The sequence below is a fragment of the Salinigranum halophilum genome (genome assembly GCF_007004735.1).
GTDB classification, from domain to species: domain Archaea; phylum Halobacteriota; class Halobacteria; order Halobacteriales; family Haloferacaceae; genus Salinigranum; species Salinigranum halophilum.
On record NZ_ML660182.1, the window covers coordinates 315,308 to 341,012 of the forward strand.

A 25,705-nucleotide genomic window follows, 5' to 3' on the forward strand; every position below is an offset into this window, starting at 1 on the left:
CCCGTCCTCAGTCGTCGAGCGTCGCCGTCGACGAGAGGTCGTCGTCGATGGCGGCGTCGGCCATCTTCTCGACCAGCGAGTCGATGACTTCCGCGCGCATCCCCTTCACGAACTTGATCGAGCCGACGACGAGGTGTCCGCCTCCCGAGACGCCCCCGCCCACGACCTCCTCGTTGAGTTCGGCGACCATCTGCGGAATGTCCAGCCGAACGCCGTCGGAGCGGAGCACGGCGAAGTCCGGCCCGTAGCCGATGGTGATGACCGGGTCGCCCGTCTCCTGGACCTTCCGGTCGTGGAGTTGGCCCGTGGTCTTCCCGGGTGCGGGGTAGGTGAAGCGGTGGGCGAAGCGGTCGAGGTCGATGCGGTACAGGTGGGCGTCGTTGTCGAGCCGTTCGTGTTCGACGTGCGGTTCGGCGGCGTCGAGCTGGCGTTCGACGTCGCGCTCGGCTCGTTCGGAGAGGAACGACACGAGCTCTTCGTGGCGCTCGTCGTCGTCACAGCCGACGTCGAGGACGTCGTTGACGAGCGACTGGCCGTCGGAGTACCGGAGCCAGTGGGCGGCGTAGTCGAGCGCCTCACCGATGTCCTGGAGCTTCTCTCGCGGGTACCCCTCCTGCTCCGCGAGGTCGACGAACTCGCCCATGACTTCGGCTTTCGAACGGTCCGAGAGCCCCGCGACGGCGGGAACGTGGCGGAGTTCCTCGGTCACGGAGGGGTCGATCATCCGGGCGAGTTCGACGCACATCATCCCCGTCGTGATGCGGTAGTCCTCGCCGTGGAGGTAGGGGTTGACGTGCGCGTCCAGCAGCGGTTCGACGGCCTCGGGGTCGGGGTGGTGGTGGTCGACGACGGCGATGGGGACGTCGTAGTGGGCGAGGTTCTGGTAGGCGGGCACGTCCTCCTCGGTCGAGCCGTTGTCGAGCATGAGGAGGAGCGGGAGTTTCTGACCGTGTCGGGAGCGACCTTCGAGCGCGAAGTTGAGGTCGCGCGTGACGTCCTCCATCTCGTAGAACGGCGCCTTCGACGGGAGACGCTTACAGAGGTGCCTGGAGGCGTCGTCGTCGTCGTGGGTCCGTTCGATGAATCGGTCGAGCGCCAACTGGACCGGGAGGGCCGCACACATCCCGTCGCCGTCGGCGTGGTGGCGGACGCGGATGGGCCGGCCTTCGAGCACCGTCCGGCGAAGCAGGCGGGCGACCTCCTTCAACTCCTCGCGGATGGCCTCGAACGCGGGCCACTCGACGAAGGCGTCGACCGCGTGCGGGGCCGCGCGCTCGGTCAGCGCCGACTCGATACGCTCGCGCGCCGCTTCGGCAGCCTCCCCGTCGAGCAGGGTGACGTCGTCGACCTCGACCTGAGCAGCACCGTCGTGTTCCTCGACGGTGCCGACGACGCGCACGACGTCGTCGAGGTCGACCTCGGGGTAGGCGCGGACGCCGGCCTCGGCGAAGGCGGCGCAGGCGACGATGCCCGAGTGGTCGACGATGCGGAAGACCGTGGGACCGCCGGTCTGTTTGATCTGCGAGACCGTCCCCTCGATTGTCACGTCGGCGCCGGTCTGGATGTCGGCGATACCCGTGATGGTCGGTTCGTGGTCGACGGTCTCGGTGCGGTAGTTCTCGACGTCGGCGGTGGAGAAGGAGATGTCGCCGTTGTCGCGAATCTCGTCGAGACGGACGACGAGGCGGTCCCCGACGCTGTACGCGCCGTCGAGGTTCGACTCGTGGATGAGCCCCGAGACGACGTCGGAGATGTCGACGAACACGCCGTAGTCGACGACGCCGTTGACGACCGCGTGGTAGTAGTTCCCCTCGCGTACCTCGTCGAGGGTGCAGTTCGGAGCGAGATCGTAGACCGTCGGCCGCGGGTCCGAACTCGAACCCGCGTCCGCGCCGGAATCCCCGGCGTTGTCTGCAGTCATACGTTCAGGTGACGGCCGGCCGGTGATAAGCGTTTCATCATGGGTTCGGGCCCGCCTCGACACCCGGCCGGTCGTGAAACCGGCCGACTCCTCGGGGGTACCGGAACGCTTAGATGCGGACGCACCCGAGGGTGGCGTATGCTCTTGCTCCGGTCGAGCGGCGTCGTCGGTATCGTTGCCGACGCGCTCTGGTCCGCGCCCGAAGCCTCCCGCGAGACCCACCCTGACGAGTGTCTGGGCCTCCGCCGCGCGGCCGTACACGCACACGGACACGACCTCGACGCGTCCGGAACCCGAACGGCCCACCTCGTCGTCGCGCCGTCTCAACCGGACGGCTGGTCGGCATCCGACTCGACGGGCGACCCCGCAGACGCCGGTGAGTTCTTGAACTCCACCGAGGAGGACCTCCCGTGACGAGTCGACGCGTGGTCGCACAGGGGACGTTCGACCTCCTCCACCCCGGTCACCTCCACTACTTCGAGGAGGCGCGAGAAATGGGCGACGAACTCCACGTCATCGTCGCTCGCTGCGAGAACGTCACGCACAAGGCACCGCCGATCCTCGACGACCGCCAACGCCGCGACATGGTCGGGGCGCTGGACGTCGTCGACACGGCCCGACTGGGGCATCCCGACGACATCTTCGTCCCGATTCGCGAAATCGACCCCGCCGTCATCGTCCTCGGCCACGACCAGCACCACGACGAAGACGCCCTCCGAGAGGCGCTCGCCGCCCGCGGACTCGACTGCGAGGTGGCCCGCGCCTCGGCGCGCGAACCGGCCTACGAGGGAGAACTCCTCTCGACGGGCCGTATCATCGAGCGAGTCCTCGACCAGCGCGGCGACTGACGGACACTCGGGCGGTGGTCGGTGCAGTCACTGTGACCGGGAAATCGACGCACGAGGCCTGACCTCGCGGTCGTCGTGTCGAGTGAAGAGGAAGAACCGTGTTGCACGCCGGACGGGCCGCCGCGACGGCCGCGACGCTCAGTTCCCGGTCGGGGTCGGCGTGGCGGTTGCGGTCGCGTTCGGCGTGGCGGTCACGGTGGCGTTCCCGCTCGGAGTCGCCGTGGCGGTTGCGGTCGCGTTCTGACTCGGCGTGGCGGTTGCCGTCGCGGTTTCGCTGGGCTGTTGCTCGTCGAGGAACTGCTGGTACTCCTCTTGGGAGACGACCTTGACGGTGAAGTACATCTGCGAGTGGGCGACGCCACAGTACTCCGTACAGTAGCCCTGGTACGTTCCTTCCTCGTAGGCGACCGTCTTGATAGTGTTCGTCGCGCCCGGCATCGCGTCCTGCTTCAGGCCGAGTTCGGGGACGGCGAAGCCGTGTATCACGTCAGTCGAGGTTATCTCGAAGTAGACGTCGGTGTCCGCGGGGATGACGATCTGCGGGCTCCCATCGACCGTGGGAGCGGTGACGCCCTCCTCCTCGGGGTAGCGCATGTTCCAACCCCACTGGAACGCCTCGGCCTCGACGACGACGTCGGCCTCGCCGGGACCATCGTCGTTCATGCCGGGCATGTAGGTGACGTTCGGGTTCGCGAGCACGCCGTAGGAGGCAACGCCGACGAACAGGAGGACGGCGGCGGTAGCGATTGTCCAGGTGATCTCGAGGCGGCGGTTCTCCCTTGTCGGCTGTGCCTCGTCGCTGCGCCGGAACCGGATCACCGTGTAGATGAGGATAGCCTCGGTGATGACGGTGATGGGAATCGCAACGTACAGTAGTTTTCCGTTGAGCTCGTTTATCAGACCCGACGTCGCAGACGTCTGCGCGGCGACGGGATCAGCGGCCAGTGCGAGGGCGACCGCAGAGAGGAGTGTGACGAGCCCGAGTCGCGTCCGTCTCATGCTAAGCGGAGGTTAGGAACTGTGACGTAAATACCTACTGACTCGACTGTCACCGGCGTCTCGTCCGGGGGTTCTGTCCGCCGCGACGGGGAGCAACGAAGCGGGGTGTCTAAGTAGGACGGCTCCCAAGTCGTGATAGATATGTCGCGCGACGCACGCGAGTCGCGGGCGTGGGACGGAGGGCACGGACGGTTCCCCGGCCTCCTCGCGGCCGCGGCCATGGCGGTCTATCTCCTGTTGCTCGTCGGTGCGACGACCGCGCTGACGGACGCGGCCTCGGCGTGTGCGGCGTGGCCAGCCTGTGGTGACGGGCTCGCGCTCCCGTCGACGGCCGACGGCTACGTCGCCCTCGGCCACCGGGTCGCGGCGGTGCTCGTCGGCCTCCTCGTCGCCGGCGTCCTCCTCTCCGCCTGGCGCGGGGACGAGTCCCGCCGCGTCCGCGCGGCGACGACCCTCTCCGCCCTCCTGTACCCGCTTCAGGCCGGACTGGGTGCGCTCGTCGCCACGACCGCTGGCGGCGCACTTCGGGCCGCACACCTCGTGGTCGGGATGGTCATCTTCGGTGGTCTCGTCGCCGCGCTGGCGTGGACGCTCGAGACACGAACCGGCTCGAAGGACGCACCGACGCCCACGACCGACACGGTCGAACCGGTCGCCTCGGACGAACCGACTCTCGACGAACCCGAACCCGGTCGCGACCGGCCGTCGCTCCCGGATTCGCCGCTCGCCCGCGCCAAGACGGTCGCGTACGCGTACTTCCGCCTGACGAAGCCGCGGCTGATGTGGCTGCTCTGTCTCGTCGCGAGCGCGGGCATGGCGCTCGCCGGGTCGATCCAGCCCGGCCTCACGCCGGGAGTGATGCTCGCGACGCTCGGTGGGGGCGTCCTCTCCATCGGGTCGGCGGGCACGCTGAACCACGTCCTCGAGCGCGACATCGACCGGAAGATGCAGCGGACCTCCGACCGGCCGCTGGCGACAGACATCGTCCCCGTCCGGAACGCGCTCGCGTTCGCGGCTGTCCTCGCCGTCGCCTCGGTCGCACTGTTCGCCTCGGTGAACCTCCTTGCGGCCGTCCTCGGTCTCGGTGCCATCGCTTTCTACTCGGTCGTCTACACGCTCTTGTTGAAGCCGAACACGGTCCAGAACACCGTCATCGGCGGCGCGGCCGGCGCGCTCCCGGCGCTCATCGGCTGGGTCGCCGTCACCGGCTCCATCGGCTGGGGCGGGCTTGCGCTGGCGACGGTCATCTTCCTCTGGACACCCGCGCACTTCTACAACCTCGCCCTGGCGTACAAGGACGACTACGAGCGCGGTGGCTTCCCCATGATGCCGGTCGTCCGCGGCGAGACCGTCACAAGAAAGCACATCGTCTGGTACCTCGGCGCGACCCTCGTGGCCGCCGGCGCGCTGGGAACGATGACGGCGCTCGGCTCCGTCTACGTCCTCACGAGCGTCCTCTTCGGGGGCGTCTTCCTCTGGATGGTCGTCCGCCTCCACTACGAACAGAGCGAGGGAGCGGCGTTCCGGGCGTTCCACGCCTCGAACGCCTACCTCGGTGCGCTACTGTTGGCCATCGTCGTCGACACGCTCGTCGTCTGACTCCCGAACCCATGTCCACCGTCACCCGCCTCGACTGGCGCCCCACGAAGTCGGACCTGCTCGTGGGTGCCATCGTCGTCAACGCCGAGATACTCGCCGTCTTGCTCTACCTCGCCGCCGAGTCCGTCAGTGTCGACTCGTGGCGGTTCATCCTCTACGCGTTCGTCTGGATCAACGCCGGGCTGTACGCCGTGGCGAAGACGCGACCCGCCGAGGCCAGCGCGCGGACGAAGCGGCTGGCGCTGCTCGTCGCCGGCGGCTACTTCCTCCTCCTCGCTGTCGCCGGTGGCATCCTCGGCCCGAGCCACACCAGCCCTCTCGCCTCGCTCGTCACCGACGGGCACCTCCACAGCCACGGGACGGCGGCGGCCGGAAGCTTCGACGTTCGGTTCCTCCCGCCCGGCTGGGGTCCGGCGCTCGTCTACCAGGGGTCGTGGGTGCTCGTCATCCTCATGCCGTACAAGGTCATCGGCTACCTCTCCCTGGCGTATCTCGTCTACGCGACGGTCATCGACGCGGCCGGGACGGCCCTCTCGGGGTCGCTCGGTCTGCTCTCGTGTGTCTCGTGTGCCTGGCCCGTCGTCGGGTCGCTCGTCACCACCATCTTCGGCTCGGGGTCGTTCGTCGTCGCCGCCGCCACCACCTGGCCCTACGACATCTCCACCGTCGCCTTCCTCGCGACGGTGGCGCTGTTGACGTGGCGGCCGCTCGCCCGGTAGCCCACAACTCTTCCACCTCCCGGTACCTCCTTTGCGGACGGACTCTCCGTTTTCGCCGGAAGTGCGACGCGGAAACAGCACCGAGGTGGGCTTATTCGGGAGACGGCAGAATCGACTGTCGATGGGTTCAGTTGTCTCATCGGAAACGACCGTCTCGGTACAGCACGAGTGGCTGAGTGCAGGCGTCGCGGGCATCGTGGGGACCGTCGTCTTCGGCGCGGTCCAGATGGCGATGGGCGCGACGGGCGTCATCGCGGTCGCTATCCCCGCCCTGTACGGCCTCTCCGGTCCGAATCTCGCCGCCGGCTGGGCAATCCACCTCGTCCACGGGGCGCTGTTGGGGCTCGGCTTCGCGCTCCTCGCGACGCGGCCCGCGGTGCGGCCGTACGCGACGCAGACCGGCACGGCCGCCGCAGTCGGACTCGCGTACGGGCTCGTCCTCACCGTCCCGACCGCCGGCGTCGCCATGCCGCTGTGGCTCTCCGCAGTCGGCTTCCCGAACGCTCCGCCGCTCCCGAACCTCACGCTGATGGGGTTCGTCGGTCACGGCGTCTACGGGCTGGTGCTCGGGGCGACGTACCCGACGCTCCGTCGACTGCTGTAGGGCGCGCTCGCGACTCCCGGACTGTTTTTGTCTCGCGGCGGCGAAGTCGAGGTATGACCGACGTCGAAATCGAGTACTGCGTCCCCTGTGGCTTTCTCGACCGCGCACAGGACATCCAGCACGCGCTCCTCCGACAGTTCGGCGAGCGTCTCGACCGTGTCGCTCTCGTCACCGGCGACCACGGCGTCCTCCAGGTACGCGTCGGCGACGAGGTCGTGTGGGACAAAGCCGACGACGAGTACGACGTCGACGAGGTTACCCGACGTCTCCGCGAGTACGTCTGAATCGATGAAGTCTGCGGAACACGCGGCCGTCGGCGCGGTCGTCGGTGCCGTGGCCGTGGCGCTCTTCTTGCCGTCCGAGTCGCTCTCGATACAGGCTGCGCTCTGGGCGGGTGGCGTGTTCTTCTCCGTCTTCATCGACCTCGACCACTTCGTCATCGCCCGCGCGATGCGCGGGGACTGGTCGAACCTCCGGCGCGCCGTGACGAACCCTCGGGTGGGGCTCGTCGACCAGGAACAGGTGTTCGCCGACGTCGACGAGCCACGCCTCCGGCAGTATCGTCTCCTCTCACACCTGTTGCTCGGGGGTGTGCTGGTCGCGCTTGCCTCCCGCCTCACCGTTGGACTCGGCGTCTTCGTCGCCGTGCTCCTCTACGCTCACGTCGTTGCGGACCTCGTTCGCGACGCTGAACTGGCGTGAACGGTCCCGTCACCGTCAGTTCCGTCCTCGAATCGACCGGCACGCGTGCCACTCGGCCGTTCGCGTGCTGACAGTCAGTACTGTCTCTCGTACGGCGTCGTACTGAACACCCGCTCCCCGCCGCACGTCGGTCGTCAGGTCATCGCCCGGAAGAGGGTGGCCTCGGCTTCGGATAAGAACGCTCGGCCGTCGTGTGGAGTGGCCCCGCGACCGGTCAGAACACCACGTCGTCGCCGCGGAGAACCGGACCGGGTCGCCGAGTTCAGTGACCCCAGCGCCGCTTCGACGCTGGGTCCTCGTACCGGGCGTTCTCGATGCGCTCGAACTGAGTGGGTGAGAGAGAGATGTCGCAGGCACCGACGTTCTCGTCCAACTGGTCGACGGTGCGAGCGCCGACGATGGGGACGCAGGTGAACGCCTCCTGCTCCATGAGCCAGCGAAGCGCGACCTGTGCGGGGGTCGCGTCGAGTTCGCCGGCCACCGCCCGAATCGCATCGAGGACGTGCCAGCCACGCTCGGAGAGGTAGTAGTCCGAGAACGAGTCGTAGATGGTGGCACGCGAGCCGTCGGGAGCTTTCACCTGTTTCGGGTCGTCGGGGTCCGCACGTTCGTACTTGCCCGTCAGGAAGCCGCCCGCGAGCGGCGAGTACGGACAGACCGCGAGCTCTTGGTCCGCGCAGACGTCGAGGTAGTCCGCGACGTCGTCGCGGTATGCGGCGTGAAAGAGCGGCTGCGTCACCTCGAAGCGCTCCCAGTCGTGCTGTGCGCTCCGTCCGAGCGCCTTCATGAGTTTCCAGCCGGCCATCGTCGACGCGCCGAGGTAGTTCACCTTCCCCTCCTCCACGAGGCGGGTGAGCGTCGAGAGCGTCTCGTCGATGGGCGTCTCGTCGTCCCAGCGGTGGATGTAGTAGACGTCGAGGTAGTCGGTTCCCAGCCGTTCCAGGGTCCCCTCGATCTGTCGGCGGATGTGGGGCCGCGAGAGGCCCGACCCGTTGGGGTTCGACTCGTCGAAGCCGAAGTACACCTTCGACGCGAGGACGTACTGGTCGCGGTCGCGGCCGGCGAGCCAGTCGCCGATCCACTTCTCACTCGTCCCATTGGGGTCGCCGTAGACGTTCGCCGTGTCGATGAACGTCCCGCCGTGTTCGGCGAACCGGTCGAGGAGCGTGTGTGCTTCGTCGCGCGTCGTCTCCGGCCCCTCGGGCGAGTCGCGCCCGAACCGCCACGTGCCGAAGCAGAGTTCAGACACCTGTGTCCCCGTCGACCCGAGCCGTCGGTAGTCCATGCTCATACCATTGGATTGACCGACCGCCGACAAAACCCTCGGGGTTGCGGTCGGCGTCTGGAGACGGGACCGAACACCTGCCCCGACCCACGCACTTATTCGGCTCCCCGCCACCACCCCGGTATGCACCACGCCGCCTGTCTCGGCCTCGGCGACCTCGGTCGGCTCGAAGCCAGTGTCTTGGACTCTCTCGACGGGGTCACCCTCGTCGGCGGGGCCGACCCCTCTCCCGACGCCCGCGACCGGTTCGAGCGTGAACTCCACTGTCCCGCGTACGAGACGCTCGACGACCTCCTCGGGAACGAGGAGGTCGACCTCGTGACCATCGTCACCCCACACACGGTCCACTACGAGCAGGCCCGGGAGTGTCTCTCCCGCGACGTCCACGTCCACCTCGAGAAGCCGATGGTGACGGACCTCGCTCACGCCGACGACCTCATCGCGCGGGCCAAGACCCACGACCTCGTCCTCGCCGTCGGCTACCAGCGCCACTTCGACCCCCGATTCCGAGAGCTACGTCGCCTCGTCGACGAGGGACGTCTCGGGCGACCGCACATGGTCGTCGGCCACCTCGAACAGGAGTGGATCAGGTGGACCCAACACCAGTGGCGGTCGAACCCGGAGCTCTCCGGCGGGGGACAGCTGTACGACTCGGGGTCACACCTCCTCGACGTCCTCTGCTGGACGCTCCGGGCCGACCCCGTCTCCGTCACGGCGACGGTCGACCGCCGCGGCTCCGACGTCGACGTCAACAGCGCGCTCACGATGACGCTCGAACGCCGCGACGCGGCCATCAGAACCAGACCGTCCAATCCGACTCCGATCACTGCGAGCGTCGGAATCTCCGGCGACGGCACCTCGGTCCCCGACCCCGGCGAATCGCTCCGCATCTGGGGGACCGACGGGACCGTCTCGTTCGACGGGGAGACCATCACGGTCCGCGAGGCGGGGATGACCTACGAGACGACGCCCTCGGTCCCCGACTTCGAGGAACTCACCCGGCGCAAACTCGGAAACGTCGTCGACGCCATCGACGGCGAGGCCGACCTGGAGATTCCCGCGGCGGACGGCCGTCGCGTCGTTGCGCTCACCGAGGCGGCCTACGAGTCGGCAGAGCGGGGCGTCCGCGTGTTCGTCTCGCCCGACGACGAGTGAATCGCAGCCCCCCGACACCGCGACGAAAAGCGAACGCTTACACCTGAACCGCCGCCAGCGTACGGTATGGACGAGGTACTCGTCGCGGAGGGACTCCGAAAGTCCTACGGCGACGTTCAGGCGCTCCGGGGCGTCTCGCTCACTGTCGGGACCGGCGAGGTGTTCGGTCTCATCGGCCCGAACGGGGCGGGCAAGACCACGCTCGTCCGGGCGCTCACCGGCACGACCGGCGTCGAGGGAACGGTCCGGGTGCTCGGGACCCCGCCCGCCGGGGTCGACGCGAACCGGCTGAGCCTCCTGCCGCAGTCGTTCTCGCCGTCGGCACGGCTCACCCCCCGCGAACTGCTCTCGTACTACGCCGGCCTCTACGACACGGCGCGGGACCCGGAGGTCGTGTTGCGTGAGGTGGGTCTCGACGATGCGGCCGACACCTGGTACGAGAAGCTCTCGGGCGGCCAGAAGCGCCGCACGTGCGTCGGCGCGGCGCTAGTGAACGACCCCGACGTGCTCTTCTTGGACGAGCCGACGACGGGCATCGACCCCGCCGGCCGTCGGGCGGTCTGGCGGCTCATCGACCGCCTCAAGGCGAGCGGCACGACCGTCTTTCTCACCAGCCACTCCATGCGCGAGGTGGCCCGTCTCGCCGACCGGGTCGGCCTCCTCTGTGACGGCGAACTCGTCGCGGTCGGCTCGCCGGAAGCCCTGGTCGCCGAACACGGCGGGGAGAGCACGCTCGTCGTCGAGACCGAGGCGACCCGGGACGCGACCGACGCGCTCGAGGCGACGTACGCGGTTTCGACCACCGCCGAGGGTGTCGTCGTCCGCGACGTCGCCCCGCGCGAGATCGGCGACGTCGCGACGGCGCTCGACGAGGCCGAAATCGCCTACGGTTCGCTGGCGTGGTCGGAACCGTCGCTCGAAGACGTCTACCTGTCGCTCACCGGCGAGACGTTCCAGGGGCGGCGCGACGGCGTGGCACCGCCGACGTCGTCCGAATCCACCGACGCCGACGGTCCAGCACTCGCCGCTGGCGCGGAGGAGAGCCGATGACCCGCTTCGGCCGCATCGCCGCGGAGTTCGACGCGGCGTGGCACTCGTTCCTTCGCCGCCGGACCGCGGTGTTCTTCACCTTCTTCTTCCCCGTCATCATCGTCCTCATCTTCGGCGTGTTGGTACAGACCCAACCTACCGGTGGCGGGCTGTTCGCGGAGCCGCCGGGCTACTACGTCCCCGGCTATCTGGCCGTCGTCGTGTTGTTCACGCCGCTGTCACGCGTTGGGTCGACCATCGCGCGCCACCGGGAGGGGAACCGATTCCAGAAGCTGGCGACGACGCCGCTGTCGCGCGCGGAGTGGCTCCTCGCGCACACGCTCGTGAACGTGGTCGTCATCGGGCTGGCGGCGCTCTTGCTCTTGGTGCTCGTCGTCCTCGTGACCGGGGCGTCGGTTCCGCTCGCCCCCACGAGTCTGGTCCTCGTCCCCTTCGTCGCCCTCGGGGTCGCGCTGTTCTGTGGCCTCGGGGCACTCATCGGTCGGCTCTCGAGCTCACAGGACGGCGTCATCGCCGCGAGTAACGCCGTCGCACTGCCGCTGTTGTTCCTCTCGGAGACGTTCGTCACTGCCGACCTCCTGCCGGCGTGGTTCCGGCCCGTGACCGCGGTGTCGCCGCTGACGTACTTCGCGCGCGGCGTGCGCGCGCTGACGTTCTCCGGCGGCGACTGGACGGGGGCGCTGGCGGTGCTCGCGGTGCTCGCGCTCGTCGTCTTCTCGCTCGGAGCCGTCGCGGTCCCCTGGACCGAATAACCTCGTCCGCCGCGTCAGCCGTCGCTCTGCGGCGTCGGCGTCGCCGGCTCTTCCATCCCGAGCCACGAGAGCTTGAGCTGTTCGGGCCACTGCTGCTCGCGACTCCGGTCGCGGTGTGGCCGCGGCGAGACGCCCGTGACGAGGATGAACTCTCCGATTTGGTGGAGGTTCGCGTAGAGGTTCGGCCCGTCGTAGTCGTAGAACACGCGGGTCCACTCGCGGTTCGCCAGCCTGACCGTGCCGTCCTCGCCCAGCGTCGTCGAGAAGAGCGTGTCCACCCCGGCCGCCGCTGCCTCCGGGCTCTCGAACCGCTGGACGAATATCGGGACACCCGCGAACTGCTCGTCGCTGTCCGTCTTCGTGACGAGCCTGTTCGCCATGACGTACGCGTAGTCGACGCGGCCCTCCCGGGTGACCGTCGCGTCGAAGACGTTGGTGTACGCCGGTTCGTAGTCGCCGAGGCGTTCGCGCCACGCCTGGGTGTCCTCTAAGATGTCGATGGCCCCGTCGGAGAAGGCGTAGATGATGCCGTTCGGGCGCTCGTTCCCGTGGTCGTAGATGTCGTGGCCGGCGTCGTACGTGTGCGCGTGAGCGTAGACACGCTGGCCGGTCGGGAACTCGTGTTCGTGCGGGCGCACCTCGTCGCTCGCGCGGTCGCTGTACTCGTCGGAGAACGTCTGTGTCGTGAAGTTGTCCCCCGGCGGGTAGCTCACGCCGAAGATTGCTTGCCCCTGGGTGTCCGACGAGAGGTAGTCGTGGAGTGGTGCCTCGATGGGGTGCGCCGAGAGGTGCTGGTCGAGATACGACTCGTTCGTCGCCCGGGTGTAGAAGACGTCGAGCCGACCGAGAGTGTCCTGCTGTGCCGCCGTGTCGTTCTGCTGGACGGCCGCCTCGAAGTTCCGGACGTAGATGTTGTTCCCCCGCCTGAGGGCCGCATCGAGCTCGAAGTGAGGAGCGAGTTCCTCGGAGACGTAAGTCGCGAGCGCGGTCGTCTTCGACCGGAGTTCCTCGACGTCGCCCGACGTGAGGGTGTTGACCTGCTTGAGCTTCGCGATGGTCTCGGTGACCGGTTTCACTTCGAGCAGATACCGGCGGCGCGCGCGCTGGTACTGGGTGCCGAACCAGCTGATCTCGTCCATAACGTTCCGGGTTCGGACGAGGAACTCGGAGGTCGGCTCGGGCGTGGGGGTGGGTGTCTCAGTCGGCGTCGCTGTGGCGTCGGCCGCGCTCCCGCCGCCACCGCTGTCGTCACTGCCCCCCGCGCTGTCACTGTCGCCCTCGTCGCTCGAACCGAGCATTCCGGTACAGCCCGCCAGGAGTGGCAGGGAGAGCGACGACGCGAGGGTAAGCATCCGTCGTCGGGAGTGGTCCATGTGAGCTGCGTACCACAGCGGGCTCCTTGAGCGTTCGCGTCACACTATCAGTGTTGAGTCTCAGATACCCTCGCGAACGGTCCGTTCGAGAGACGACCGTCGAGGACGAGTCGCTCGGAAGCAGACGTCTCTCGCCTATGCGTCCGACTGCGGCCGGTCTCGACACCGCCCGGCCGGTGTCGCTGAGTCTCGGTGGTGAGAGATTGACGGCACCTCGTGGCAGTGGGTCACCTCGGGTGAGACCACGTCGCGCGTCCGAGCAGTTCGCCTCGCCGGGCTTTATTAGTGCGTCGGGCGGACCCACGAGTATGTCCCTCGACAAGCACGACGCGATGCAGCGCCTCCGAGCCAGCGGGACCGTCGCGGTGATGCGCGGTGCCGACGCCGACACGCTCGTGAAGACGGTCGACGCCCTCCGTGCCGGTGGCGTCACCGCCATCGAGATAACCGCGGACAACCCTGATGCGCTGGAGATGATCGATGCCGTCTCCGGCAGCTTCGACGACGAGGTCATCGTCGGCGCGGGGACCGTCCTCGACGGTGAGACGGCGCTCGACACCATCCGTGCAGGCGCGGAGTTCGTCGTCGGCCCCACGGTCGAGTTGGACGTCGTCGACGTCTGCAATCGCTACGGGACGCTCGTCGCCCCGGGAGCGTTCACCCCGACAGAGGCTCTGACCGCGTACGAGGCCGGCGCGGACTTCGTGAAGATATTCCCCGCCTCCTCGGGAGGGCCGGGACACCTCGGCGGTATCAAGGGACCCCTCCCGCAGATTCCGCTCATGCCGACGGGTGGCGTCGACGCCGACAACGCCGGCGACTTCATCCGCGCGGGTGCGGAGGTCGTCGGCGCCGGCAGCGCCCTCGTCCCCACCGGGGCCGTCGAGGCCGGTGACTTCGAGACCATCACCGAGAACGCCCGCGCCTTCTCCGAGGCGGTCGACGCGGCACGCTCGGCATAGCCACTCGCGACCAGGGTTCGACACGGAGAACTCGAGCCGACCGCCGACCCGACGGCTCGCACAGTCGCGTTACAGCAGTGGGGCGACGACCTCACGATGTGCCTCGTCGACGGCTTCGTGAGGGTCGCCCTCACCGACAGCGACGAGGTACGCCCGCCCGTCGGCGTCGCCGTACCGGTGGTGAATGTCGTAGACGAAGCCGTACACGGCGGCGTCGGTCTGCGTGGCAACGAACTCGACCTGCTCGCGGACGTTGTGCTCGACGAGACGGTCGACGACGGTGCTCCGCTCGCCGTCGAGGTCGACGGGGGCGTTCTCGACCATCGTGATGAGCGAGCCGAGGTCCTGCTGGACGCCCGCCGGGAGGGCCGCGAGGTCGGTCTCGCCCGTGACGACGTCGTAGGCGGCCGTGACGGCTCCACATCCCGTGTGTCCGACGATGGCGACCACGCCGGTGTCGGTGAACGTCACCGGGTAGGCGACGCCGCCGTCGAGGACGCGCTCGCCGTCGACCTCCGTCGTCGAGCGGTTGCCGATGTTCGCGACGGTGAAGAGTTGGCCAGGCTCGGAGATGTCCCACATCCCCTCCTGGGAGACGCGCGAGTCCGAACAGCAGACGGAGACGACGGGCGGGTGCTGGGCGTCGCGGACGGCGTCGAACTTCGACTCGTCGGCGCGGGCGACGTGGCGGTCGTTTCCATCGAGGAGGTCACTGAGGAGCTGTTCGGGACGGGAGCCGGTGTTCATACCCGACACGTCACGGTGGACGTCTATATCTGCTTGGAAATATGGCGTGAGCGCCAGCGCGCTCCCCGTCGGCGAGCGGCGACAGGCGAGCAGTCGGGCTCGACCGCGAGACGTGGTGACTCGTGAACCGTGCCGAGACGGGTCCGTCCACTCCCCCGTGGAGGCCGTCGCGCGTTCGCTCGTCACGTCCGTTCCTCGCAGCATGTGCCGGCCGGGATTGTGAACCACGGTCGCGCTGCTCGCTTCGCTCGCGACGCTCCCTGATTCAAATCCCGCTGTGACGCATTCGCTCGTCACGTCCGTTCCTCGCAGAATGCGCCGGCCGGGATTTGAACCCGGGCCATGAGCTTGGAAGGCTCAGGTCCTGCCACTAGACCACCGGCGCGCTCGTTCGCTGCGCTCACTCGCGCGCCGAGCCTCCACCTCGCTTCGCTCGGTGGAGACACCGGCGCTCAGTCGAGTGTCACCAGCGACAGTTCCTGATATCCGACCCCGGAATAAGGACCTTACGTTACTCGTCTGAGAGCGGGCGAAGGCCTCGGCGACGTCCGCCGTGAACACGACCGCCCGGTTCCGGCGCTCAGTCGTCGCCGTGCGCCCGCGCCGTCTCGCGTAACTCGTCCGAGATAGACGGGACCGCCTCGCCGTCGACCGGCCCTTCGGCTTCAATTTCCTCGAGTGACTTGGGGAACTCCCGCAGTTCCATGTGGATGGCGATGCCGGCTTTCGCGCCCATCCCCATCGCGACGGGAATCTGGTTGTGTCCGGGGACGATGTCGCCGACAGCGTAGACGCCGTCGACGGAGGTCCGGCCGTGGTCGTCCGCGTCGATGGTGCCGTCGTCGTTCAGCTCGACGCCCAGCTGTTCGGCCAACTCGGTGTTGTAGTTCGAGCCGTACAGCGCGAACCCGCCCTTGTACTCGCGCACCGTGCCGTCTTCGAACTCGAAGCTCTCCAGCCAGCCGTCGTCGTCCTTCGTGAGGCCAACGACGTCCTCCTCGACGATGTCGACCGGGTGTGCGCGGACGAGCTCGTCCGTCTCGTCGCTCCACGTCGGCTCGTCGCCGCGCAGGAGGATGTCGACGTCGTCGGTGAAGTTGAGCATGATCATCGCGACGTACGCCGCCGAGTCCGAGTGTCCCATCACGTACACCGACTCGTCGACGAACATGTACGCATCACAGTGCAGACAGTAGTGGAGGCCGCGACCCGTCCGCGGGAGCGGGGGCGTCGGGCGCTCGTCGTTGAACCCGACGCCGAGGACGACGCGTTCGGCGACGTACTCGCCCTCGTTACCCCCGAGGCGGAACCGCCCGTCGTCGGTCCGCTCGATGTCGGTGACGAAGTCCCGGACGAGACTGGTCCCGTAGCCTTCCAGCTGTTCGCGGGCGGTCTGGAGGAACTCGTTCCCCGAGACCGACTCGGGCACGCCGATGACGTTGTGCGTGTCGAGCATCATCGCCGCGCGGCCACCACCGCGGTCGATGAGTGCGGTGTCGTGTCCCAGTCGCGTGGTGTACAGCGCCGAGGTCAGGCCGGCGGGACCCCCGCCGACGACGACGACCTCGAACTCCTCTGCGGTAGGCGAATCAGTCATCACCTTCTCCTTGGACTACGGAAAGATAAACGTCGGACGTTCGTGCGCCGGTCGAATCCACCCGCTGTGTGATGACACACCACACACCTTCGTGACGACTCAGTCCCCCTCCGCCCGGACGACGGCGTAACAGTTCCCGCTGGAGACGAACACGTCGAGGGGCGTCAGCGAGGAGGCGTCGAGGTCGGCTCGGAACTCCCCGGGCGCGTAGATGTGATAGAAGCGCGGGACCGTCTCGCCGCCGGGGAGCGTCCAGTCGACCGTGGTGTCGAACCCCGTATCCTCCCCGTCGCTCCCGTCTGCCTCCCCGTCCGCGAACCGGTCGTGGACCGTCGACCACGCGCTGACGACGGCTCGCCCCTTCGGCGAGAGCACCCGCGCGAGTTCGTCGAGGCTGGCGACGCGGCGCGAACGAGGCGTGAGGTGGTGGAGGGTGGCGACGTACACCGCGAGGTCGACCGTGTCCCGCTTCAGCGGAAGCGAAGCCGCGTCGCCCTGGAGCAACGCCGCATCGAAGCCGTGGTCGTCGGCACGCGCACCGGCTTCCGACAGGAGGCCGCGACTGACGTCGAGGCCGACCACCGTCTCGGCGTGGTCGGCCAGGAGTTCCGTGTGGCGACCGTTGCCGCACCCCACGTCGAGCGCGACCGCGCCGCGTCGCTCGTCGAGGAACGCCTCCACCTCGGGCCAGGCGTACTCGCGCGTGGCGGCGAAGTGTTCCGCGATCCGGTCGTACGTTCGGGCGGTCTCGCCCGTGTCGCCGTCCATGCGTTGCGTCGGGGGAGGGTCGACAAAAAAGCCGCTACTCGTCTCAGATGAACTGGAAGACGACGTAGGTGACGAACACCAGCAGCGTCGCGTGCTTGAGCCCGTCGGTGACGCTCCCCTCGCCGAGCTGCCCGGCGATGAGCCCCGAGAAGAGCCCCTGGACCAACGTGACGTGGAAGAACAACAGCGAGTACGCCTCGGTGTCGACGTTCTCCAGACCGGCGAAGACGCCGGCGGAGACGGCCGAGTCGCCCGAGAACGCCGCGCTCTGGCTCGCCGACTCGATGGCGGGGATGAACGAGACGGTGAGCGCGGCGATGATGCCGAGGAAGACGAAAAAGGAGACGTAGATGACGACGAGATAGGTGAGCATCTGCTGGCGGCGCTCCTCGCGAAGCGCGCGCGTCTCCTCGGTCTCGTTCGCGGCGATTCGGAGCACCGGCGAGATGTCACCGCTCGCGCCCATGGCGTTGGTGACGAGCGCGACGGAGCGGGTGAGCATCGGTGCCTGTGTCCGGTTGGCCATGCGACGGAGCGCGCTCGCCACGTCCGCGCCCCACTCGATGTCGCGGTACGCCCGCCGCAGTTCCGTGCCGAGCACGCCGAGGTCCGTCTGGGAGACCCGCTTGATGCTCGAGACGACGGTCAGCCCGGCCTCGTTGACGCTCGCCATCCGGTCGAGGAAGTCGGGGGTCGTGTTCTCTATCTCCCGGTAAGTGCGCTTTCGGAGCTCGTAGACGAGCGACAACACGCCCATGACGACGAGCGATGCCTCGACGACCGGCTGGTCGACGACACCGAACACCCGGTACAGTTTGAACCCCTCGACGGCCAGTAGGGTGCCGGTGAAGGCGACGGACCGGTCGAACGTGACCGCGACCCACACCACAGAGAGCGGAATCGTGAGGTACAGCGTCACCAGCGGCCTCTGGAGGAGCTTCCCCTTCGGGTCCTCGACCCACGCGCGGAGCGTCTCGGTCCGGTCGTAGGTCCGGAGGTTGGCGTAGTTTCGCGCCTCGCGCGCCGTCGTCGCGTCGAGGGTTCCGCCGTCGGCCACCGCCTCGAGCGCCTCCGCGTGACCGGGGACCGCGTCACGCTCGCGGCCGACGTCGAGGTCGCTCTGCCAGCCCGACGCCCGGAGCGAGTCGGTGATGCTGTTGATGTAGACGATGAACGCGATGCTCGCCAGCGGGATACCCATGTAGGTGACCACCTGAATCAGCGGCAAGGTGTCGGAGATGACGAGGCCGATGACCACGAGGACGGTGATGAAAAACAGCGGCCCGGCGACGAGGACCGTGACGTAAATCTCGGCGAACGTCTCGAGCAGGTCGAGATACGTCTGCTGTTGGTCTGCGATCTCCTTCTGGTAGCGCTCGTACTGCTCGTGGAGGAACGACGAGAGCGCCCGCCCCGAGCCGAGGACGCTCGCGAGGTTCTCGGCGAACTCTTCGAACCCGTCGCTGGGCGTCCGGCGCGCGGTGTCTTCCAGCGCGGTGATGATGTCGGTCCCGAACGCGTTCGTGTCGCGGACGGCGACGGCGAACTCCGCGGCCGCCTCGCCGTACACCTCGCGGTTCGCCGCGAGCGTCTCGAGCACCTTCGGGAACGGCATCCCCGAACGCGAGAGCGCGTAGATGAACGCGACGGTCCGCGGCAGCGTCGTATCGATGCGGTTCGCCCGCGCGGCCGCCACCTGGTCGAGGTACAGCCATCGCCCCCAGTACCCGACGACGGCGACCGGCAGCGTGAGGGTTGCGACCGCGATTGCCACGACGACGACCAGGCCGACGGGCGTCACCTGCGCGACGCTGTCGGTCCCGGCGAAGAACGCGACGACGGAGGACGACGTCCCCCGGAACGCCGACGGGGCGGTCACGCCGAGCGTTCCGAACAGCCCCCGTGCGAGCGTCGGCGGGTCGACTCCGACCACGACGAGGACGAACCCGACGGCGTAGACGGCCGCGACGGCCCCGACGACGCCCAGCGCCGTGGCGACGAAGATGGTCCGCGCGGCGAAGCGGCCGTGCGTCTGGTCGACGTGTGCAGCGCGCATCCGTGCGCGTTCGCGTTCGCGCCGTCGAGCGTTGCGCCCCGTGTACGAGCCGAACAGGCGGAGACTCACCCGGCTGAGCGCCCGGTCGACCCGGTCGTCGACGAGCGCCGCTCCGAGAAACGCCACGAGGCCCGTGGCGACGACGAGGGGGGCGAGGAGGTGGAGCATGGCTCAGTCGGCCGAGACCTCCCGGGCGTCCTCGACACGCTGCATGACCCGGTCGGGGTGGACGTAGTACTCGTTGACGAGCGCGGTGAACGTCCGGTAGTCGTTCACGCCGCGGTCGGCGAGGAAGTGGAGGAAGCGCTCGCGGTTCCGCAGTTCGCGTCGAAGCTGCGTCTGCGTCCAGCCGCGGTCGTCGCGAATCTCGTCGAGGAGCGTGCTGTCGTAGCGGTCGAACGTGTCCGTCTCGGCGTCCCACGCGAACGCGTTCGCGTAGTCGAGTTCGCCCGTCCGCTGGTCGATACCGCCGATCTCGCCGATGCCCTTCGAGCGCCGGACCCGTTCGCCGTCGAACCGCGTGAGCGTCTGCACACACAGCAGGTCCAGCGACTGCACCATCGCACGCGGGACGTTGATGGGTTCGTTCTCCAGTCGGTTGATGACCGTCTCGACGCTGTCGGCGTGCATCGTCGAGAACGTCGTGTGGCCGGTGTTCATCGCCTGGAACAGCGTCACGGCCTCCTCACCGCGCACTTCGCCGACGATGATGAACTCGGGGCGGTGTCTGAGCGCCGATCGGAGGAGGTCGTACATGTCGATGTCCGCCCCCTCGTGCAGTCGCGTCCGGGTGATAGAGGAGAGCCAGTTGTCGTGGTACAGCGTCAGTTCGCGGGTGTCCTCGATGGTCAGCACCTTCGACCGCGGCGGGATGAACATCGACACCGCGTTCATCGACGTCGTCTTCCCCGAGGCGGTGCCGCCGGCGAAGACGAGCGAGCGGTTGTTCTCGATACAGAGCCACAGATACGCCATCTGCTCGACCGAGAAGGTGCCGTAGTCGATGAGGTCGATGGGCGTGAACGGTTCGTCGGCGTACATCCGGAGAGTGAAGGCCGACCCGCGCGGCGTGACCTCCTCGCCGAGGGCCAACTCCGCACGCGACCCGTTGGGGAGGGTCGTGCCGACGACGGGGTCGCCGACACTGACGTGTCGGCCCGACCGCTGAGCGAGGCGGACGACGTAGTTGTCGAGTTGCTTCGGGCCGAACGTGACGTTCGTCTCGATGTCGGTGTAACCGCTGTGGTAGACGAAGATGGGGAGGTCGTAGCCGTCACACGAGATGTCCTCGATGTGTGGGTCGTTCATCAGCGGGGTGACCCGGTCGTAGCCGAGAAAGTCACGGACGAGGTAGTACAACAGTGCGTGGAAGGCGGCGGCGTCGACGTCGACGCCGTACTCGTTGAGGAGCGACTCGAGTTCGTCTCGGAGCGCGACCTCGCCGAGGTCGTCGGTCCCGTCCCGGTAGAGCAGCGGCTCACGGATGTCGTCTCGAATCCGTTCGAGGAGCGTCTGCTCGAACGGGTCCAGGTCGGGTTCGACCACGTTGTAGCGGTGTTCGCTCGCCTCGTCGTCGTGGGTGACGACGACGTACGTGTACGGTGCGTCCACCCAGTAGCGTTCGACCTCCTCGTGGCCGGGCGGGACCGAGAACTCGCTCAGCGGCCCGTCCACCGACGGCTGGAGCGGCCGGTACTCGAACCCCCCGAGACCAACCACGCCGAGCACCTGTCGGACCCCACGGCGCAGTCCGTCGAGCGGCCCACCGGCCCCTTCGGTTGGCGGCCCGTGGCTGTCGCCGCCCTCCTCTGTTGTTTGTCGAGACATTACGGACTCCTGATACTGCTGTGACACTGGGTGGACCGGAGATAAAAGGGTTCGTCCGGGCTTCTCAGCGGTGAGAATCGGCCCACGGACGGGCGGCTGGCCAGTCGGGCGCGCGGGGTGCCCAGGACGTGCGGCTCAGTCGGTCCTGTCGACGGTAAGCAGGACGCCTCCGAAGAGGAAGAAGAACACCACGCCGACGGGGATCGGGACGCCCGGGAACCCGCGGGTGAACAGCAGATACGTCGCGACGGCGAGGACGACGCCCGTCAGGGTGAGGAGCGTGCCGACGACCCGGACGGGGTCGATGGGGAGCGCCTCGACGCGCTCCTCGGCGGCGTAGTACGCGAGCGAGAAGACGAACGCGACGGCGAAGACGCCCGCGCCCGCGGCCCACGCCTGGTAGGCGACGGCGATGGAGTTGCCCGCCTGAAACGAGATAGCCGACAGCGGGTCCAAGAGTAGCGCCCCTTCGGCGAACGGCACGCCGTAGGTGTACCGAACCTGCAGGAAGGGAAACCGGACGAACAGCACGCTCCCGCCAGCCACGGAGGAGCGCATCACGTTCCAGGGGATGAACGCGGACAGCCACGTCGAGAGGACGGCGAGTTCCCCCGCGTACTCAGAGCGGACCCAGACCATACCCGGAGGGCACATCCGAGGTGAAAAAAGCTGTCGACACCGGGCGTTACGTTGATACGGGGGCGTACCTTACTCTCGCCTATCGAATGAGGCGCGATTACTTCACGTTGGACGTCCACGACGTCGACTGGGTCGACGACGGAGGGGCCCCCCAGCAGCCGCTGGTGCGCATCGAATTCCACGGCCCGCACGAATCGCTCACAGAACGCCTCTCGACCGGTGACGGCGAACTGCTCGACGCCGCCGAGACGGACGTCGCCTTCAGGCTCGTCGACGCGCTCGACGACGACGAACCGACGGGCGTCGTCGGCGTCACGAACCGCCTGACCGGCGATTTCATCCTCGAACTGAACGAGTCCGTCGAGAACGTCTTCCGCTTCATCCGGGCCGCACGCGAGTACGGCCGCAGCGCCGACGTCGACGACGGGCGCTACCGGGTCGAGATATCGCTCGATGGCGACGACCTCGTCGTCTACGAGAAACAGACGTTCCTCGTCTACGACGCCGACGGGAACCTCCTCCGCTCCGAGAGCCTCATTCCCTCCGGCGTCGAACTGTAACCGACGTCGCTCCCGCGGCTCACGCCCGGCGCCTCTCTCGAGGTCGTTCGTCCCCGCTTCTCGCTCCGCCGGAGCGCCGCTGCGGTGGGTCGGGGCCGACACGAAACCGCGGCGATTTAATCACCGCGTTCGTACGCCGTTCCGTGAAGAACGTCACGGACCGGACCAGCAACCCCTTCGGGATGCGGCCGGACTGTGCCCGCTTCGTTCCCGGCTACGGCGACGCCAACGCGCACTTCCACGTCATCGGTGACCACCCGGGCGTCCACGGGGGCGCCGACACCGGCGTGCCGTTCACGAACGAGGCAGGCCGCCGGCTTCAGGCCGCACTCGCGGACGCGGGGCTCCTCGAGACCACGGGCGACGAACCGACCGTCAACCGAACCTACCTCTCGTACCTCCACATGTGCGTCCCCGAGGCCGACGGACCGACGGAGGCCGACTACACGGAGCTCGAACCCTACCTCGACGCGGAGCTCCGTGCCATCGCGGCACACGTCCTCGTCCCCGTCGGTGCCCGCGCGACAGCGTACGTTCTCGAGAACCACACCGCGCGGCCGGTCGACGAGACGCTGGACCTCGAGACGCTACACGGGACGGAGCTCAGGGGTGCCGGTTTCCTCGTCGTCCCTGCGCTCGACCCGGCCGAGTGGACCGACGCGGCGTACGACCGGCTCGTCGATGGGCTCCGCGAACTCCAGCGGACCGACTACCGCCGCGAGGTCGACCTCGGGCGGTTCATCGCCGGTGACCAGCCGTATCACGTCCGGTGAACGTGCACGGTGTGCACTCTCACGCCGGCGGCGCGCGGGCTGACGACCACTCGCTCCCGGTCCAGGATTTCAGACGAGACGTGCACAAACGACCATGTCGAACGCCGGATATGCCTTTTATCATCCAGTAATATGGGGATAAACTTTGAACAATATAGTACTCGATACTGAATCAATGGTTGTAATTGGCGCGAACACCATCTTTTTCAACACATCTCTGCAATAAGAGTTCGACGCGCGTGGTGTCACATGCCGCCGGGCGCGTCAGGCACCTGCAGGACTGGTGCTCCTCGCAGTGGCTTGGTCAGTCCGGGGCCCGCCTCCGTTGCGGTCCCCGTTTGCCTTCACGACACAGCACAGCGACGGCCGTGTCGTCCTCGTGCCGTCGGCGTCTCGCGTCGGGGTGAAACACTCATTACGCCACCCCCGGGAGGAAGGGTATGTCCACGGATTCGAGTTCGTCGGAGACCGACGTTCGACGCATCCAGCTGGGGAACACCGTCTTCGAGGGGAAGAACGACGTCTACGTCCTCCACCAGGGAGACCGGGTCGCCCTCGTCGACGCCGGCATCGCCCTGCCGGAGACCCGTGTCGAACTCGAATCGGGGCTCCGCTCGCTCGACCTCGCGCTCTCGGACGTCGACGACGTCGTCCTCACACACTGGCACGCCGACCACGCCGGCTTCGCGGGCGCGATTCAGGCCGAGAGCGGGGCGACGGTCCACGTCCACGCCGCGGATGCGGACCTCGTCTCGGGCGACGAGGCCGCGTGGGAGGCGTACCACGCTCGCGAGGAACGGCGCTTCGAGGAGTGGCAGCTCCCCGACGAGCCGCGGCGAGAACTCCGGTCGTTCCTCGACGGCCACGCCGATGCGCGCGGCGAACCGGTCGAGGTGACACCGTTCGAAGACGGCGCTCGGTTACGGGTGGGTGGCGTCGCCCTCGACGTCGTCCACCTCCCCGGACACGCGGCCGGGCTGTGCGGGTTCGCGTTCGACGAGGAACGACCGGAGGCGTTCGTCGGCGACGCCATCCTCCCGAAGTACACGCCGAACGTCGGCGGCGCTGACCTCCGGGTCGACTCCCCGCTCGACGCGTACACGGCGAGCCTCGAACGCATCGTCGACGCGGACTGGCACCGGGCGTGGCCGGGACACAGAGACCCCATCGACGCTCCGGCGGACCGTGCCCGGACGATTCTCGAGCACCACCGCGAACGCACCCGCCGGGTCGTGGCCGTTCTCGACGACCACGGCCCCTGTGACGTCTGGACCGTCTCGGCGCACCTCTTCGGGGCGCTCGAGCGGATCCACATCCTCCACGGCCCCGGCGAGGCGTGGGCACACCTCGACCACCTCTGTCGTGCCGGGGCGGTCGAGCGCGACGGTCACCGGTACCGACTCGTCGACAGCGAGGTGGACGTGGCGTCGCTGTTTCCCGTGCTGTAGGGTCGTCTCCGACCGCGCCCGACGCGCTGGACACGAAACGTTGAAACGCGTCAGCGGAAAATGAGAGGACATGGAACTGCGGGTCATCGACAAGACGGCCGACCAACTCCGCCTCGAAATCGCCGGCGAGGACCACACGTTCATGAACGTCCTCAAGGGCAGTCTGCTGGAGACACCGGGCGTCGCCGCGGCGACGTACGACGTCAACCCCGAACAGTCCGGCGGACAGACCGAACCGATCCTCACGCTGAAGACCGAAGACGGTGCTGACCCCCTCGACGCACTCGCGGACGCGGCCGGCCGCGTCCAGTCGAAGACGACCGCCTTCCGCGAGGCGTTCGAGGCCGCCCACTGACCGGTTCGGTTCCTCTGACTTCGGTCGGCGCGCGCCGACTCGTTCTGTGTCCCCCTCCCGCCGAGCGCGTCGGTCAGTCCTCGAGGCGGACCGGCACCCCGTGCTCGGCGAGGTACTCTTTGACTTCGCGGACGGTGTACTCGTCGAAGTGGAAGATGGAAGCCGCGAGCGCCGCGTCGGCGTTCGCCTCCGTGAACACCTCGTACGCGTGTTCGGGGCCGCCACACCCCGACGAGGCGATGACCGGGGTGGAGACGGTGTCACAGACGGCGCGCGTGAGTGGGATGTCGTAGCCGTCTTTCGTCCCGTCGGCGTCGATACTGTTCACGAAGAGTTCGCCCGCACCGCGGGTCTCGGCCTCTGTGGCCCACTCGACCACGTCGACGCCGGTCCCCTCGCGGCCGCCTTTCACCGTACACTCGAACCAGCAGGACTCGCCGTCGACCTGTTCGTAGTACTCCCCCTCGTCGTCGTAGCGACGGCGCGCGTCAACGGAGATGACGATGCACTGCGACCCGAACGCCCGCGCGCCCTCGTCGATGAGGGCGGGGTTCTCCAGGGCGGCGGTGTTGATGGAGACCTTGTCCGCGCCCGCCCGAAGCGTCTCCTTGATGTCGTCTCTCGTCCGGATGCCGCCACCGACGGTGAGCGGGATGAACACCTCGTCGGCGACCTGTGACACCGTGTTGAGCATCGTCTCGCGTCCCTCGGCCGAGGCGGTGATGTCGAGGAAGACGAACTCGTCGGCACCCGCCTCGTTGTACCGCTTGGCCATCTCGACGGGGTCACCGGTGTACTTGAGGTCCTCGAAGTTCACCCCGGTGTAGACCGCTGCGTTCCCCTCGTCGTCGAGGTCGACGTCGATACAGGGGATGATTCGCTTCGTGAGCATTCTCGTTCGGAAGTCGCCGGGGCCGGGTTTCACCGTTTCGTCTTCGACAGTACTCACGCCCTCGGCTCACGGCT

General features: G+C 68.0%; 26 protein-coding genes and 1 tRNA gene. 15 read left to right on the top strand and 12 right to left on the bottom strand.

The features are described from left to right. Nucleotides 1-7: 7 nt before the first annotated feature. Complete coding sequence (locus E6N53_RS01640; RefSeq protein ID WP_142856396.1) at nucleotides 8-1,921, bottom strand: Hef-associated nuclease; 1,914 nt, start codon at nucleotides 1,919-1,921, stop codon at nucleotides 8-10. A gap of 138 nt (nucleotides 1,922-2,059) precedes the next feature. Here E6N53_RS01640 and E6N53_RS01645 point away from each other — a divergent pair, with 138 nt between their 5' ends. Continuing rightward, a complete protein-coding gene (locus tag E6N53_RS01645) occupies nucleotides 2,060-2,335 on the top strand; it encodes a hypothetical protein (protein ID WP_142856399.1) in 276 nt (91 codons plus the stop codon). After that, nucleotides 2,332-2,769: an FAD synthase family protein gene (locus tag E6N53_RS01650; RefSeq protein ID WP_142856401.1), complete on the top strand. Its 438-nt coding sequence runs from the start codon at nucleotides 2,332-2,334 to the stop codon at nucleotides 2,767-2,769. The genes E6N53_RS01645 and E6N53_RS01650 overlap by 4 nt, the downstream gene beginning before the upstream one ends. A 138-nt stretch (nucleotides 2,770-2,907) precedes the next feature. Here E6N53_RS01650 and coxB read toward each other — a convergent pair whose 3' ends face one another. Beyond that, nucleotides 2,908-3,768, bottom strand: a complete 861-nt coding sequence (coxB, locus tag E6N53_RS01655) for a cytochrome c oxidase subunit II (RefSeq protein WP_142856403.1) — start codon at nucleotides 3,766-3,768, stop codon at nucleotides 2,908-2,910. Nucleotides 3,769-3,909: 141 nt separating this feature from the next. Between coxB and E6N53_RS01660 the strand changes: the two genes are divergently transcribed. The 5 genes from E6N53_RS01660 (at nucleotide 3,910) to E6N53_RS01680 (ending at nucleotide 7,392) form a co-directional block, all read left to right on the top strand. Continuing rightward, a complete protein-coding gene (locus tag E6N53_RS01660) occupies nucleotides 3,910-5,367 on the top strand; it encodes a heme o synthase (protein ID WP_236642293.1) in 1,458 nt (485 codons plus the stop codon). A gap of 11 nt (nucleotides 5,368-5,378) precedes the next feature. Further along, nucleotides 5,379-6,086, top strand: a complete 708-nt coding sequence (locus E6N53_RS01665; protein ID WP_142856405.1) for a DUF7546 family protein — start codon at nucleotides 5,379-5,381, stop codon at nucleotides 6,084-6,086. Between the two features lie 121 nt (nucleotides 6,087-6,207). Then, complete coding sequence (locus tag E6N53_RS01670; RefSeq protein ID WP_136588713.1) at nucleotides 6,208-6,690, top strand: histidine kinase; 483 nt, start codon at nucleotides 6,208-6,210, stop codon at nucleotides 6,688-6,690. A gap of 53 nt (nucleotides 6,691-6,743) precedes the next feature. After that, the gene (locus E6N53_RS01675; RefSeq protein WP_142856407.1) at nucleotides 6,744-6,974 is read left to right on the top strand and encodes a SelT/SelW/SelH family protein; all 231 of its coding nucleotides are present in this window, start codon (nucleotides 6,744-6,746) and stop codon (nucleotides 6,972-6,974) included. Nucleotides 6,975-6,978: 4 nt separating this feature from the next. Continuing rightward, entirely contained in the window at nucleotides 6,979-7,392 is a 414-nt protein-coding gene (locus E6N53_RS01680; RefSeq protein ID WP_136602234.1) for a hypothetical protein, read from the top strand. Between the two features lie 262 nt (nucleotides 7,393-7,654). On the opposite strand, the gene E6N53_RS01685 is transcribed toward E6N53_RS01680, so the two are convergent. Further along, nucleotides 7,655-8,683 (bottom strand): aldo/keto reductase, encoded by a 1,029-nt coding sequence (locus E6N53_RS01685; protein WP_201741051.1) that lies wholly within the window; start codon nucleotides 8,681-8,683, stop codon nucleotides 7,655-7,657. Nucleotides 8,684-8,800: 117 nt separating this feature from the next. Here E6N53_RS01685 and E6N53_RS01690 point away from each other — a divergent pair, with 117 nt between their 5' ends. The 3 genes from E6N53_RS01690 to E6N53_RS01700 all read left to right on the top strand — a co-directional run bounded on the left by E6N53_RS01690 (nucleotide 8,801) and on the right by E6N53_RS01700 (nucleotide 11,634). Further along, nucleotides 8,801-9,832: a Gfo/Idh/MocA family protein gene (locus E6N53_RS01690; protein ID WP_142856409.1), complete on the top strand. Its 1,032-nt coding sequence runs from the start codon at nucleotides 8,801-8,803 to the stop codon at nucleotides 9,830-9,832. A gap of 66 nt (nucleotides 9,833-9,898) precedes the next feature. Beyond that, entirely contained in the window at nucleotides 9,899-10,882 is a 984-nt protein-coding gene (locus tag E6N53_RS01695; protein WP_136588717.1) for an ABC transporter ATP-binding protein, read from the top strand. Then, the gene (locus tag E6N53_RS01700) at nucleotides 10,879-11,634 is read left to right on the top strand and encodes an ABC transporter permease (protein WP_142856411.1); all 756 of its coding nucleotides are present in this window, start codon (nucleotides 10,879-10,881) and stop codon (nucleotides 11,632-11,634) included. Before E6N53_RS01695 ends, E6N53_RS01700 begins: the two co-directional genes overlap by 4 nt. 14 nt (nucleotides 11,635-11,648) lie before the next feature. Here E6N53_RS01700 and E6N53_RS01705 read toward each other — a convergent pair whose 3' ends face one another. Then, the gene (locus tag E6N53_RS01705) at nucleotides 11,649-13,007 is read right to left on the bottom strand and encodes a hypothetical protein (RefSeq protein ID WP_142856413.1); all 1,359 of its coding nucleotides are present in this window, start codon (nucleotides 13,005-13,007) and stop codon (nucleotides 11,649-11,651) included. 308 nt (nucleotides 13,008-13,315) lie between these two features. Between E6N53_RS01705 and E6N53_RS01710 the strand changes: the two genes are divergently transcribed. Continuing rightward, nucleotides 13,316-13,969, top strand: a complete 654-nt coding sequence (locus E6N53_RS01710; protein ID WP_142856415.1) for a bifunctional 4-hydroxy-2-oxoglutarate aldolase/2-dehydro-3-deoxy-phosphogluconate aldolase — start codon at nucleotides 13,316-13,318, stop codon at nucleotides 13,967-13,969. A 69-nt stretch (nucleotides 13,970-14,038) separates the two neighbouring features. On the opposite strand, the gene E6N53_RS01715 is transcribed toward E6N53_RS01710, so the two are convergent. The 7 genes from E6N53_RS01715 to E6N53_RS01745 form a co-directional block, all read right to left on the bottom strand. Next, nucleotides 14,039-14,716 (bottom strand): carbonic anhydrase, encoded by a 678-nt coding sequence (locus E6N53_RS01715; protein ID WP_142856417.1) that lies wholly within the window; start codon nucleotides 14,714-14,716, stop codon nucleotides 14,039-14,041. A gap of 314 nt (nucleotides 14,717-15,030) precedes the next feature. Beyond that, nucleotides 15,031-15,101: transfer RNA gene (locus E6N53_RS01720), tRNA-Gly, on the bottom strand. Nucleotides 15,102-15,296: 195 nt separating this feature from the next. Next, the gene (locus E6N53_RS01725; protein ID WP_136588722.1) at nucleotides 15,297-16,313 is read right to left on the bottom strand and encodes an NAD(P)/FAD-dependent oxidoreductase; all 1,017 of its coding nucleotides are present in this window, start codon (nucleotides 16,311-16,313) and stop codon (nucleotides 15,297-15,299) included. A gap of 99 nt (nucleotides 16,314-16,412) precedes the next feature. Continuing rightward, the gene (locus E6N53_RS01730) at nucleotides 16,413-17,081 is read right to left on the bottom strand and encodes a class I SAM-dependent methyltransferase (protein ID WP_142856420.1); all 669 of its coding nucleotides are present in this window, start codon (nucleotides 17,079-17,081) and stop codon (nucleotides 16,413-16,415) included. 43 nt (nucleotides 17,082-17,124) lie between these two features. Then, on the bottom strand, nucleotides 17,125-19,305 hold the full coding sequence (locus tag E6N53_RS01735; protein ID WP_142856422.1) for a type II secretion system F family protein: 2,181 nt from the start codon (nucleotides 19,303-19,305) through the stop codon (nucleotides 17,125-17,127). Nucleotides 19,306-19,308: 3 nt separating this feature from the next. Further along, nucleotides 19,309-20,964 (bottom strand): type II/IV secretion system ATPase subunit, encoded by a 1,656-nt coding sequence (locus E6N53_RS01740; RefSeq protein WP_142856424.1) that lies wholly within the window; start codon nucleotides 20,962-20,964, stop codon nucleotides 19,309-19,311. 135 nt (nucleotides 20,965-21,099) lie between these two features. After that, nucleotides 21,100-21,603 carry a DUF7549 family protein gene (locus E6N53_RS01745; protein WP_142856426.1) on the bottom strand — a complete coding sequence of 168 codons (504 nt, stop codon included), beginning with the start codon at nucleotides 21,601-21,603 and terminating at the stop codon, nucleotides 21,100-21,102. 86 nt (nucleotides 21,604-21,689) lie between these two features. On the opposite strand from E6N53_RS01745, the gene E6N53_RS01750 reads away from it, so the two are divergent. The 4 genes from E6N53_RS01750 (at nucleotide 21,690) to E6N53_RS01765 (ending at nucleotide 24,739) form a co-directional block, all read left to right on the top strand. Continuing rightward, on the top strand, nucleotides 21,690-22,163 hold the full coding sequence (locus tag E6N53_RS01750) for a DUF5793 family protein (protein WP_136588727.1): 474 nt from the start codon (nucleotides 21,690-21,692) through the stop codon (nucleotides 22,161-22,163). A 143-nt stretch (nucleotides 22,164-22,306) separates the two neighbouring features. Then, nucleotides 22,307-22,936, top strand: a complete 630-nt coding sequence (locus E6N53_RS01755) for a uracil-DNA glycosylase family protein (RefSeq protein ID WP_201741052.1) — start codon at nucleotides 22,307-22,309, stop codon at nucleotides 22,934-22,936. Nucleotides 22,937-23,376: 440 nt separating this feature from the next. Then, on the top strand, nucleotides 23,377-24,384 hold the full coding sequence (locus E6N53_RS01760; protein WP_142856428.1) for an MBL fold metallo-hydrolase: 1,008 nt from the start codon (nucleotides 23,377-23,379) through the stop codon (nucleotides 24,382-24,384). 70 nt (nucleotides 24,385-24,454) lie between these two features. Beyond that, nucleotides 24,455-24,739, top strand: coding sequence for a DNA-directed RNA polymerase subunit L (locus tag E6N53_RS01765; RefSeq protein WP_136588729.1), 285 nt, complete (start codon nucleotides 24,455-24,457; stop codon nucleotides 24,737-24,739). Between the two features lie 73 nt (nucleotides 24,740-24,812). On the opposite strand, the gene hisF is transcribed toward E6N53_RS01765, so the two are convergent. Next, entirely contained in the window at nucleotides 24,813-25,631 is an 819-nt protein-coding gene (hisF, locus tag E6N53_RS01770) for an imidazole glycerol phosphate synthase subunit HisF (RefSeq protein WP_136588730.1), read from the bottom strand. Nucleotides 25,632-25,705 lie beyond the last annotated feature (74 nt).

Excerpts from the sequence above, each read along its gene's own strand:
- E6N53_RS01640 (WP_142856396.1), bottom strand. The coding sequence starts at position 1,921 with ATGACTGCAGACAACGCCGGGGATTCCGGCGCGGACGCGGGTTCGAGT.
- E6N53_RS01645 (WP_142856399.1), top strand. The coding sequence starts at position 2,060 with ATGCTCTTGCTCCGGTCGAGCGGCGTCGTCGGTATCGTTGCCGACGCG.
- coxB (WP_142856403.1), bottom strand. The coding sequence starts at position 3,768 with ATGAGACGGACGCGACTCGGGCTCGTCACACTCCTCTCTGCGGTCGCC.
- E6N53_RS01660 (WP_236642293.1), top strand. The coding sequence starts at position 3,910 with ATGTCGCGCGACGCACGCGAGTCGCGGGCGTGGGACGGAGGGCACGGA.
- E6N53_RS01665 (WP_142856405.1), top strand. The coding sequence starts at position 5,379 with ATGTCCACCGTCACCCGCCTCGACTGGCGCCCCACGAAGTCGGACCTG.
- E6N53_RS01670 (WP_136588713.1), top strand. The coding sequence starts at position 6,208 with ATGGGTTCAGTTGTCTCATCGGAAACGACCGTCTCGGTACAGCACGAG.
- E6N53_RS01675 (WP_142856407.1), top strand. The coding sequence starts at position 6,744 with ATGACCGACGTCGAAATCGAGTACTGCGTCCCCTGTGGCTTTCTCGAC.
- E6N53_RS01680 (WP_136602234.1), top strand. The coding sequence starts at position 6,979 with ATGAAGTCTGCGGAACACGCGGCCGTCGGCGCGGTCGTCGGTGCCGTG.
- E6N53_RS01685 (WP_201741051.1), bottom strand. The coding sequence starts at position 8,683 with ATGAGCATGGACTACCGACGGCTCGGGTCGACGGGGACACAGGTGTCT.
- E6N53_RS01690 (WP_142856409.1), top strand. The coding sequence starts at position 8,801 with ATGCACCACGCCGCCTGTCTCGGCCTCGGCGACCTCGGTCGGCTCGAA.
- E6N53_RS01695 (WP_136588717.1), top strand. The coding sequence starts at position 9,899 with ATGGACGAGGTACTCGTCGCGGAGGGACTCCGAAAGTCCTACGGCGAC.
- E6N53_RS01700 (WP_142856411.1), top strand. The coding sequence starts at position 10,879 with ATGACCCGCTTCGGCCGCATCGCCGCGGAGTTCGACGCGGCGTGGCAC.
- E6N53_RS01705 (WP_142856413.1), bottom strand. The coding sequence starts at position 13,007 with ATGGACCACTCCCGACGACGGATGCTTACCCTCGCGTCGTCGCTCTCC.
- E6N53_RS01710 (WP_142856415.1), top strand. The coding sequence starts at position 13,316 with ATGTCCCTCGACAAGCACGACGCGATGCAGCGCCTCCGAGCCAGCGGG.
- E6N53_RS01715 (WP_142856417.1), bottom strand. The coding sequence starts at position 14,716 with ATGAACACCGGCTCCCGTCCCGAACAGCTCCTCAGTGACCTCCTCGAT.
- E6N53_RS01725 (WP_136588722.1), bottom strand. The coding sequence starts at position 16,313 with ATGACTGATTCGCCTACCGCAGAGGAGTTCGAGGTCGTCGTCGTCGGC.
- E6N53_RS01730 (WP_142856420.1), bottom strand. The coding sequence starts at position 17,081 with ATGGACGGCGACACGGGCGAGACCGCCCGAACGTACGACCGGATCGCG.
- E6N53_RS01735 (WP_142856422.1), bottom strand. The coding sequence starts at position 19,305 with ATGCTCCACCTCCTCGCCCCCCTCGTCGTCGCCACGGGCCTCGTGGCG.
- E6N53_RS01740 (WP_142856424.1), bottom strand. The coding sequence starts at position 20,964 with ATGTCTCGACAAACAACAGAGGAGGGCGGCGACAGCCACGGGCCGCCA.
- E6N53_RS01745 (WP_142856426.1), bottom strand. The coding sequence starts at position 21,603 with ATGGTCTGGGTCCGCTCTGAGTACGCGGGGGAACTCGCCGTCCTCTCG.
- E6N53_RS01750 (WP_136588727.1), top strand. The coding sequence starts at position 21,690 with ATGAGGCGCGATTACTTCACGTTGGACGTCCACGACGTCGACTGGGTC.
- E6N53_RS01760 (WP_142856428.1), top strand. The coding sequence starts at position 23,377 with ATGTCCACGGATTCGAGTTCGTCGGAGACCGACGTTCGACGCATCCAG.
- E6N53_RS01765 (WP_136588729.1), top strand. The coding sequence starts at position 24,455 with ATGGAACTGCGGGTCATCGACAAGACGGCCGACCAACTCCGCCTCGAA.
- hisF (WP_136588730.1), bottom strand. The coding sequence starts at position 25,631 with ATGCTCACGAAGCGAATCATCCCCTGTATCGACGTCGACCTCGACGAC.